The following is a 9,735-nucleotide window of genomic DNA, read 5'->3' on the forward strand; positions in this document are numbered from 1 at the left end:
AACAGCCGAGGGTAATCCTTTCGGCTGTTTTTGATGGGGGAAACTAAAGTGTAATGCTGTTGCTTTTAGAGATTTTCATGAACAAGAGCAAGGAACCTACTGTTAGAACAGTGAGGATAGTTGACAAGGCTGCGGCTACACCGTAATTTCCTCTGAGAACTTCTGTATAAATGGCTACAGTCATTGTTCTTGTTTTGACATTGTAGAGGAGGATAGAAGTAGAGAGTTCTGAAATCATTGTGACCCAAGATAAGATGGCTCCAGAAATAATACCAGATAGCATCATTGGAGTTGTAATCTTGGCAAAGGTATTGAGACGGCTACTTCCTAAGCTTTCAGCGGCTTCTTCAATACTTGGTGCTATTTGTTGCAAGCTAGCAACAGATGAGCGAATAGTATAAGGCAATCTTCTGACAGATAGGGACATAATCAGGATGAAAGCTGTCCCAGTAATCATAAGAAATCCACTTCCAAATAGACCGGTATTGAAGGAAGAAATGAAGGCAATCCCTAGAACGGTTCCTGGTACAATATAAGGAACCATACTGAGGCTGTCAATTAAGTTTGTAAACAAATTCCGTTTTCTAACGGCTAGGTAGGAGATAAATGTTGCAAATAGAACAACTAGAACTAAGGCAATCAAAGGGATACGAATGGTATTGAAAATAGCAGAGCCCATACGATTGAGAGCTACCTTGTAACTGTTTAGAGAATAACCTTTGACAAATACCATACCTGATGTTTTTAGAAAAGAAGTATAAATCAAGTAAATTTGAGGTAAAACAGAGATAAAGATAATTCCGTAGACTGTTGCATAAATGGCAGCCATTTTTCCTTTTGTAGTTTTTTTAGGCTCAATTGGATGGAGCGAATTCATGCTGAAACTGTAGCGATTTGCAATGTATTTTTGGATAAGGAAAATTGCCAAGGCAATGATAATCGCCATAATGGCTAAAGCAGATGCAAAAGCAGAATTTCCTCCAACCTCGCTAATGAATTGGGTATAAATCAAGACGGGGAAAGTCCGATATCCTTCACCAATTAACATAGGCGTTCCAAAGTCTGAGAATGCTCTCATAAATACAAGCAAGGCAGCAGCTAGTAAGGTTGGAACGAGGAGAGGTAAAACAACCGTTACGATACGCTTAAATCCGAAGGACCCCATGCTTTCAGCAGCTTCAAGTAGAGAATTGTCAATACTTTTCATTGTCCCAGCAACGTATAGAAATACCAGTGGGAATAGTTGCAGTGTAAAGACAAGTACAATTCCTTTGAATCCATAAATATCGATAGCTGGAAGATGAAGGGCATTTGTCAGGAATTTAGTAATGACCCCGTTTCGTCCCAGTAAGAGAATCCAGGAGTAGGCTCCCACGAAAGGAGCTGACATGGAAGCAATGATAATCAATATTTGTAGAAATTTCTTTCCTTTGAAATCATACATAGAGAAGAGATAAGCTAATAAGGTTCCTACGACTAAGGAAGTGACAGTAGCGGTAATGGAAACCTTGAAACTGTTGACGAGTGTCTCAGAGTAGTAGGCTTTGCTAAAGAAAGTGACAAAATTAGCTAGTGAAAATTGTCCCTCATGTATGAGTGCTTGCTTGAGCACGGTAACGATAGGATAAACCAGAAAGACAAGATAGGTAAGAAAGATGAAGAAAGAGGAGGCTGTCCAAATATTTAGTTTTTTACGTTCCATGGTTGACTCCTTTTATCAGGTTTTGCGAACCATCTGCAGAAAAGACGTTTAATTTTTGAGTATTGATTCGTAGACGAATACGATCGCCTTTTTGTAGATCTTCTTCAAAAGTTGATTCTTCGCTAACTTGAATTTTTGAGGCAAAACCTGTCTCAATGAAATACTCCGTATTTAGTCCAAGATAGACGCTATCGCTAATAGTTCCTTCAATATCTCCAGATTCATCTTTGATAAACTCTTCAGGACGGATGCTTACATGAATAGCTTGTGCCTCAGCCTGATCAAGGGCTGGCATTCGAAGAGCATAGCCATCTGAAAAAACGATATAAGCGCCGTCACTCCGTTTTTCAAGAGTGGCAGGGATAATATTTGTACGTCCGATAAAGGTTGCTACAAACTCATTAGCTGGTTTATGATAGAGTTCTTTTGGTCGGCCGATTTGTTGGATGACTCCGTCTTTCATAACAGCAATTTGGTCTGAAATAGCCATAGCTTCTTCTTGGTCGTGGGTTACATAAACAGTTGTAATTCCCACTTCGTGTTGGATTTCTCGAATAGCTTGACGCATATCCAAGCGAAGTTTGGCATCTAGGTTGCTAAGTGGTTCGTCCATGAGGAGAACACTTGGATTAACAGCTAAGGCGCGTGCCAAAGCGACCCGTTGTTGTTGTCCACCACTAAGTTTATCGGGCTTTCGATCCGCATATTGAGCAATTTGCATGAGTTCAAGATACTTGTTGGTCTGTTGGACCAATTCTTCTTTTGGAACCTTCTTTTGTTTGAGACCAAAAGCGACGTTATCTCGAACAGTCAAATGTGGGAAAATAGCGTAGTTTTGAAAAACCATTCCGATATTGCGTTTGCTGGGTTCCATATTATTGATTTTTGTATCATCGAAGTAAAATTCTCCGCCTTCGATACTGTTGAAACCTGCAATCATACGAAGAAGGGTCGTTTTCCCACATCCTGAAGGTCCAAGAAGGGTAAAGAGACTTCCTTTTGGAATTGTAATGTTCAAATTCTCAATAACAGGGACATCGTGGTAGATTTTTTTGGCGTTAATAATTTTGATCTCACTCATAGTGAACCTCTTTTACTGTTTAGATTGGATATCTGTAAAGACTTCGTTGTATTTCTTAACGATATCTGATTTATTCTTGATGACATAATCATAATCTTCAGTGAGTGTTTTGATTTTGTCAATTGGTTTCATATTTTCGCTTGTTTTAGCATTTTTACGAACAGGACGGTTAGTAGTGGTTGTACCAAGTGTATCTTGTACTTCTTGAGAGATAATGAAATCGATAAATTTCTTGGCATTTTCCATATTTTTAGCTTTTTTAACGATAGCAGCACTAGCAGGTAGGAAGACGGTTCCTTCTTTTGGATAGACTACCTTGATATTAGCTCCGTCATTTAAGAGTTTAACTGCTGGATCTTCATAAGAGAGACCAACAGCCATTTCTCCGTCAGCGACTGCTTTATAGACACCAGATGAACTTGAACCGATTTTCCCATCAATAAGTGTGAAGAGATCTTTTACATAAGACCAAGCTTTATCGTCTTTGTAACCACCTTGAGCTTGTAGCATATTTGTTAATTGAGCAAAGGCGCTAGAAGAGTTTGCTGGGTCAGCAGTTGCAATTTTTCCTTTTAGTTCAGGTTTGAGAAGGTCGCTATATCCTTCGATGTTCATGCCTTTCGTTAAATCAGGATTGACGATTAAAACACTACCATCTAGTGTATAAGGTGTAGAGTAACCAGTTGTGTTTTGATATTCTTTGATAACATTATCATTTTCTTTTGAAGTATAGTTTTCAAAGAGTTCTCCGTGGGTAGCATATTGTGTATAAGAACCACCAAAGATGACATCAGCTACAGGAGCTTCTTTTTCTGACTCTAGTTTTTTGAAAAGTTCTCCAGTACCAGCTTGAATCAGTTCTACTTTGATACCATATTTTTCTTCAAAGGCAGGAATAGTTGCTCCGATTAAGCCCTCTGAGTTTGGTGAATAAACGACTAGCGAACCGCCGTCTCCTTTATCAGATGAACCGCCATCGGCAGATTCATTAGAAGAACAAGCAGCAAGACCAAAAAGAGCTAGTCCGCAAGCAGCATAATACATCCATTTCTTTTTCATGATGGATACCTCCGTTGTGTTATTTAAGTTTATTTTAAAACAGTGTAAGCGTTTTTAAAACCGACAATTCTATTCTATTAGAGTAAAATTCTCTACAAAAAGAAGAATAGCTTATTTTACTATTCTTCCGAGTGATTTCAATTCCTTTGGGGAAATATGGAGATACTTTTTAAATACTTTAGCAAAATATTTATAGTCTGAAAATCCAACTTGATCAGAGATGTCGCTTAGAGGGGAGTTGGGAGATTCAGCCATCTTATCTATAGCTTGTTTCAGACGATATTGTAAGATATATTCATTTAGAGTCATGGGGAAGTCTTCTTTGATCACTTTATATAGATAGCTTTCGCTATAGCTTAAAGCTTCAGCAATAGTCGCAATCGTAAAATGCTCTGCATAATGCTTGTGGACAAAGGAAATAATTTGTTGAATGATTTGGTTTTGTGTATCAACCTGTTGGATAGAGGTGAGTAAAGTTTGATATTCTTCTAAAAAAGGAGTTTCTTGATAGGTGCTACCTTGTAATCGCAAAACAATGTTTTGAAGACATTCTGTCAATTCCTTGGTATCAATTGGCTTGGATAAGAAATCAACTGCTCCGTATTGCATGGCTTTTTTGGCATTTTGAAAATCGTTATAACCTGATAAGATAACTTTTTCATAGGAAAGGGTACGAGTGGCTTCGAACATCATAAAAGCATCCATAATTGGCATTGTGATGTCTGTTAAGACAATATGAGGTTCTTTTTCTTGGATGAGTTTCATTCCCTCTTGACCGTGACTGGCAGTTCCTACGACTTGGATCCCCAAGGCAGAGTAGTCTACGGCAATCTCTAGCCATTTTCGGATGAGGTGTTCGTCTTCTACGATAATAAGCTTAAACATGAGTTAGTCCTTTCGTTATAAATTTGACCCAAGTTTCTCCTTGGCGATTGACTCCTAGATCTAGCTGGACATTAGAAAAGAAATTGCTCAATCGTTTATAGCTGTTAACGATGCCATGCTGGGTATGAGGGCTTTCTAAAGAGTCTAAAATAGCGAGTCGCTCTTGTTTGGTGAGTCCTCCAGCATTATCCTTGACTAAAAAAGTCAGAGAATCTGCTTCCAAGGTAATTTGGATATCTATATGAAGATCAATACGGTATTGCATCCCATATTTTATAGCATTTTCTACGAGAGGAAGCAAGAAAAGCTTAGGTATAGGCTGATTATCGACAGTTTCTGGACAGACAATATCATAAGAAAAGTGCTCAAAACGAATCTTATGAATAATAAGGTAATCCTCTATAATCTTTAAATCCTGACAAATGGTTGTTTCTTTTTCTAAATCGGTGATACTGTAGCGAAGAATGCGCGTGAGGTTTTGAATCAGATCTTGTGTGAGATCTGCATCCATTAAAGAAGTGATTTTAATCGTCTCAAGTGTATTGTAGAGAAAATGAGGATTGAACTGAGCTTCCAGCATTTTTCTTTCAAAAATCCACTTTTCTTTTTCGATGGTCAACATTTTTTGATGAAGTTGATCTAATTCGTACAACATATTGTTGATTTTTTCTGCCATAAACTCAAACTCATCACCTGTTTGTAGAGAAAGCCTTTTTTCTGCTTGTTTAGGAATTTCTTGAAGTTGGTAAACCAAACTTTCAATAGGAACAGCATTGTGTGTGGCAATTTTATGAGCAATTCGTCTTGCTTGCCAGAAGTAGAGGAAGAATATACATAAGGTGAGGACGGAGGCTAGACCGAGTAAGCTAGGAATGGGAAAAAAGGATTGAAAAGTATAGATTGAAAAAATAGCACCGACTTTTTCTTTTTGAACAATAAGCGGTTCATTCGCATACCAGTGGGTGCGAGAGTGTAGGAGTTTTTCATCCAATTTTTCAAGAGTGGAACGAGTAAACTGATTTGTATTGTTGGAGAACATATTTCCAAAGCTATCGGTAATGATGTATTTGGAATTGATCATTGGGAAACTTGAGATGAAATCATTCTCATTTACGAAAGCAATAGTATAGGCCTTAACTCGTTGGTTTTGAAGTAGTGGTTTGATAAAGAGTGTGTAATGTTGCTTATCTGAAGAAAGTGCAATTTTTTCTGTAACTTTATCTTGAGAAGGATTTTGAATGAGCAGTTTTAGATAGTAGGGAGATAAAATACTTTCTTGATGATTTCGATTGGTACTAAATAGTAATTCACCTGTATCACTTAGGATAATGAGGTCAGAAGTAAGTTTTAATTTAGCTTTTGTCTCGTAAAATAAGCTAAAGACTTCTCTCTCTGTGTGTTTGCCGTCCAAAAATCCAAGAATCATTTTATGGTTCATGGTAGTCAGGAGCTCATTATTGGCTTCTTTCATCTCTTGAACCTGCTTGACAATCTGTCTCGTGTCTTTGGAGAGTTGTTGCTTTTGTAAAAAATAGGAAAAACCAAAAAGTAAAATGAGTAGTAAAAGTGAGGTCACAAAGGCTGCGATAGAGCTTCTATGGAGAATTTCTTTTTGGAGAGATTTTTTAAAGGAATGAGACATCCGCTACCTCCTTGGAAGGGTTTTCTGTTATAAGTATAGCAGTTTAAAAATTCTAGAGCAAGGTAAAATAGAAAAGGTTTGGCTAAAATTTTTGGCTAAACCTTTTGAGAAGTTAAGTATGTATTATAGATGCTTGTTATCTGCAAATAGCTAGAGCATTTCAAGGAAATGAACTAGAAATAACAATTAATATGATGGTTCAGAAATACCTTTTGATAATCAATAAGATCTTCAGGATGAAGTGCGTTGACTCCATCCATTTCATATTTCCGATTTAATAAACGATATTTGTTTTCACCAAATTGATGAAAAGGGAGTAGTTGAACTTGGTCGATATTTAATGAGTTAAATAGAGTAGCGAATTCTTCTGCATCCTCTAAACTATTGTTAAAATCAGGGATAACTGGGATTCTTAAAACGATAGTTTTATGTTGAGAAAAAGCATAATGAATGTTTTTAATAATCATTTGATTAAAAACTCCAGTCACTTTTTTATGTTTTATAGAATTATAATGTTTTAGGTCTGTGTAGATAAAATCCACATATTGGATTAAATCAACAAATTTTTCATGATCAACAAAGGCAGTAGTTTCAATGGCAGTGTGTATGTGATGTTCTTTAGCTGACTTTAAGATGGCTTTAGCAAATTCAAACTGAGCAAATATTTCACCCCCTGATAAAGTTAAACCTCCACCGGATTCTTCGTAAAATTCTTTATCTTTTAATACCTCTGTAATAATTTCTTCTACAGTTTTTTCTTCACCTACTAAAGTGAATTTTTCTCGTTGAGCATCTTTCATTTTTTCAGGTTTCATTCTTTGAGATTCAGGATTAGAACACCATGGACAGCGCAGAGGACATCCTTTTAAAAAAACAGTTGTACGAATACCCGGACCGTCATGAATTGAAAAGTGTTGAATATTAAAAATAATTCCTTTAGATATTTCCATAAGAGTTCCTCCTCTTTATAATTCTATCCTATCACAAAAACGAAAGAAAAACAATTACGAACGAAAGTTTAATTTGTTGTTTTTTGCTTTTTATTTTGGTAGAATAAAACGGAGGTGTAAAATGAAAAGATTGGAACAAATTATTAAATTAGTATCAGAATATGAAAAGATTGATGTTAATACATTATCGGAAAAATTAAATGTATCGAAAGTAACGATTAGAAAAGATTTAGATAAATTAGAGTCAAAAGGCTTATTACACAGAGAGCATGGATATGCTGTGTTAAATAGTGGAGATGACTTAAATGTACGCTTGTCAATTAATTATGAAATTAAGAGAAAAATTGTTCAAGAAGCAGTAAAATTGGTATCAGATAATGAAACAATAATGATAGAATCTGGTTCAACCTGTGCTTTACTTGCTGAGGAAATTTGCAAGCAAAAAAGAAATGTCACTATTGTAACAAATTCATTTTTTATAGCAAATTTTGTAAGAGGTTATGATTCATGTCGTGTTATTGTTCTTGGTGGAGAGTTTCAGAAAGATTCACAGGTTACCGTAGGACCTTTATTAAAAGAAATGATACAGACTTTTCATGTGCGTCAAGCTTTTGTTGGGACAGATGGCTACGATAAAGAGATGGGCTTTACAGGAAAAGATTTAATGCGCAGTGAGGTAGTTCAATATATTTCAGCAGCGTCGGATAAAGTCATTGTGCTAACTGACTCAAGTAAATTTGATAAAAGGGGTACAGTAAGAAGATTTGCTTTAAGTCAAGTCTATGAAGTAATAACAGACGAAAAACTTTCTAAACAAAATATAGCTACATTAGAAAATGCTGGGATAATGGTTAAGGTAGTTTCGTAAGAGGTTAAGTGTATGAATCAAGATAGGAATAAACTGCTCTCTAAAATTGCTTATCTGTATTATATTGAAAACTTAAATCAGTCACAAATAGCAGCAAAATTAGGAATTTATAGAACCTCTATTAGTAGAATGTTAACAGAAGCAAGGAATGCAGGAATTGTTAAAATTGAAATAGAGAATTTTGATACCAATATGTTTAAGTTGGAAAATTATGTAAAAGAAAAATATGGTCTGGAAAGTTTAGAAATTATTCCAAATGAATTTGATGACAATCCAACAATTTTATCTGAAAGAATTTCTCAAGTTGCAGCAGGTGTCCTTAGGAATTTAATTGATGATAATATGAAAATTGGCTTTTCTTGGGGGAAAAGTTTAAGTAATTTAGTAGATTTAATTCACAGCAAAAGTGTCCGAAATGTTCACTTCTATCCTCTAGCAGGTGGTCCTAGTCATATACACGCTAAATACCATGTGAATACACTGATTTATGAAATGTCTAGAAAATTTCATGGAGAGTGTACATTTATGAATGCAACAATTGTGCAAGAAAATAAATTGTTAGCAGATGGTATTTTGCAATCAAGATATTTTGAAGATTTGAAAAACAGTTGGAAAGATTTAGATATAGTTGTGGTTGGGATTGGTGATTTTAGTAATAAAGGAAAACATCAATGGTTAGACATGCTTACAGAGGATGACTTTAAAGAATTGACAAAAGTTAAAACTGTAGGGGAAATTTGTTGTCGATTCTTTGATTCAAAAGGTAAAGAAGTTTATGAGAACTTACAGGAAAGAACGATAGCAATCTCTTTGGAAGATTTAAAAAATATTCCTCAAAGTTTAGCTGTTGCTTATGGTGATACGAAAGTATCTGCGATTCTTTCTGTCTTGCGTGCTAATCTAGTAAATCATCTGATTACAGATAAAAATACAATTTTAAAAGTTTTAGAAGAAGATGGTGATTTTTCTTTTCGAAATATTTTATGAGAGTGAAAATGATAGACTGATATCAGTTTATCGTTTTTTCTTTTTTCTTTTTTCTTTTTAGTTGATTGCACATTTGTGCTTATATAAATAAAAATTGTTTATTTGTTGTTTTTAGATTGACAAGTTTATTATGTAGTTGTATTCTATAGTTACAAAAGAAAATTTTAAAATTTCAAATGAAAAAAGCTTTTTACATAGTGAAATGAGGAGGAATTTATGGAAATGATTGTTCCAGATCAAATTATCATGGGTTTAATTTTATATGCTGGCGATGCGAAACAACATATTTATAAAGCGTTAGATTATATAAAAAACGGTACATGTGAACGATGTGAAGAAGAAATCCAGTTAGCTGATGCAGCTTTATTAGAAGCCCATAATCTACAAACAAAATTCTTGGCCCAGGAAGCGTCTGGTACAAAGACAGAAATAACAGCTCTCTTTGTTCATTCACAAGATCATCTCATGACTAGTATGACGGAGATTAATTTAATCAAAGAAATTATTAGTTTGAGAAAAGAACTTCAAAAAAAATAATACTAGAGTATTGTCATTGTTATT

9 protein-coding genes are annotated in these 9,735 nt (G+C 35.2%); 3 read left to right on the forward strand and 6 right to left on the reverse strand.

Going from position 1 to position 9,735, the window contains the following annotated elements; genetic code table 11:
• Window positions 1-43: 43 nt before the first annotated feature.
• The 6 genes from OVN23_RS03915 to OVN23_RS03940 all read right to left on the reverse strand — a co-directional run bounded on the left by OVN23_RS03915 (window position 44) and on the right by OVN23_RS03940 (window position 7,319).
• Window positions 44-1,702 (reverse strand): ABC transporter permease, encoded by a 1,659-nt coding sequence (locus tag OVN23_RS03915; RefSeq protein WP_173219278.1) that lies wholly within the window; start codon window positions 1,700-1,702, stop codon window positions 44-46.
• Entirely contained in the window at window positions 1,692-2,783 is a 1,092-nt protein-coding gene (locus OVN23_RS03920; protein WP_049521551.1) for an ABC transporter ATP-binding protein, read from the reverse strand. Before OVN23_RS03920 ends, OVN23_RS03915 begins: the two co-directional genes overlap by 11 nt.
• Before the next feature lie 12 nt (window positions 2,784-2,795).
• Window positions 2,796-3,842: an ABC transporter substrate-binding protein gene (locus tag OVN23_RS03925; RefSeq protein ID WP_000731166.1), complete on the reverse strand. Its 1,047-nt coding sequence runs from the start codon at window positions 3,840-3,842 to the stop codon at window positions 2,796-2,798.
• 111 nt (window positions 3,843-3,953) lie between these two features.
• A complete protein-coding gene (locus tag OVN23_RS03930) occupies window positions 3,954-4,727 on the reverse strand; it encodes a response regulator transcription factor (protein ID WP_173253140.1) in 774 nt (257 codons plus the stop codon).
• A complete protein-coding gene (locus OVN23_RS03935) occupies window positions 4,720-6,369 on the reverse strand; it encodes a sensor histidine kinase (protein ID WP_267240605.1) in 1,650 nt (549 codons plus the stop codon). The genes OVN23_RS03930 and OVN23_RS03935 overlap by 8 nt, the downstream gene beginning before the upstream one ends.
• Before the next feature lie 173 nt (window positions 6,370-6,542).
• On the reverse strand, window positions 6,543-7,319 hold the full coding sequence (locus tag OVN23_RS03940; protein ID WP_000406173.1) for a glycyl-radical enzyme activating protein: 777 nt from the start codon (window positions 7,317-7,319) through the stop codon (window positions 6,543-6,545).
• Window positions 7,320-7,440: 121 nt separating this feature from the next.
• On the opposite strand from OVN23_RS03940, the gene OVN23_RS03945 reads away from it, so the two are divergent.
• From OVN23_RS03945 to OVN23_RS03955, 3 genes are all read left to right on the forward strand, one after another.
• Window positions 7,441-8,187 (forward strand): DeoR/GlpR family DNA-binding transcription regulator, encoded by a 747-nt coding sequence (locus tag OVN23_RS03945; RefSeq protein WP_000824973.1) that lies wholly within the window; start codon window positions 7,441-7,443, stop codon window positions 8,185-8,187.
• 12 nt (window positions 8,188-8,199) lie between these two features.
• A complete protein-coding gene (locus OVN23_RS03950) occupies window positions 8,200-9,174 on the forward strand; it encodes a sugar-binding transcriptional regulator (RefSeq protein WP_173213318.1) in 975 nt (324 codons plus the stop codon).
• 216 nt (window positions 9,175-9,390) lie between these two features.
• Entirely contained in the window at window positions 9,391-9,711 is a 321-nt protein-coding gene (locus tag OVN23_RS03955) for a PTS lactose/cellobiose transporter subunit IIA (RefSeq protein ID WP_173213320.1), read from the forward strand.
• Window positions 9,712-9,735 lie beyond the last annotated feature (24 nt).

The sequence above is a fragment of the Streptococcus sp. Marseille-Q6488 genome, from assembly GCF_946902925.1.
In the GTDB taxonomy this organism is placed as follows: domain Bacteria; phylum Bacillota; class Bacilli; order Lactobacillales; family Streptococcaceae; genus Streptococcus.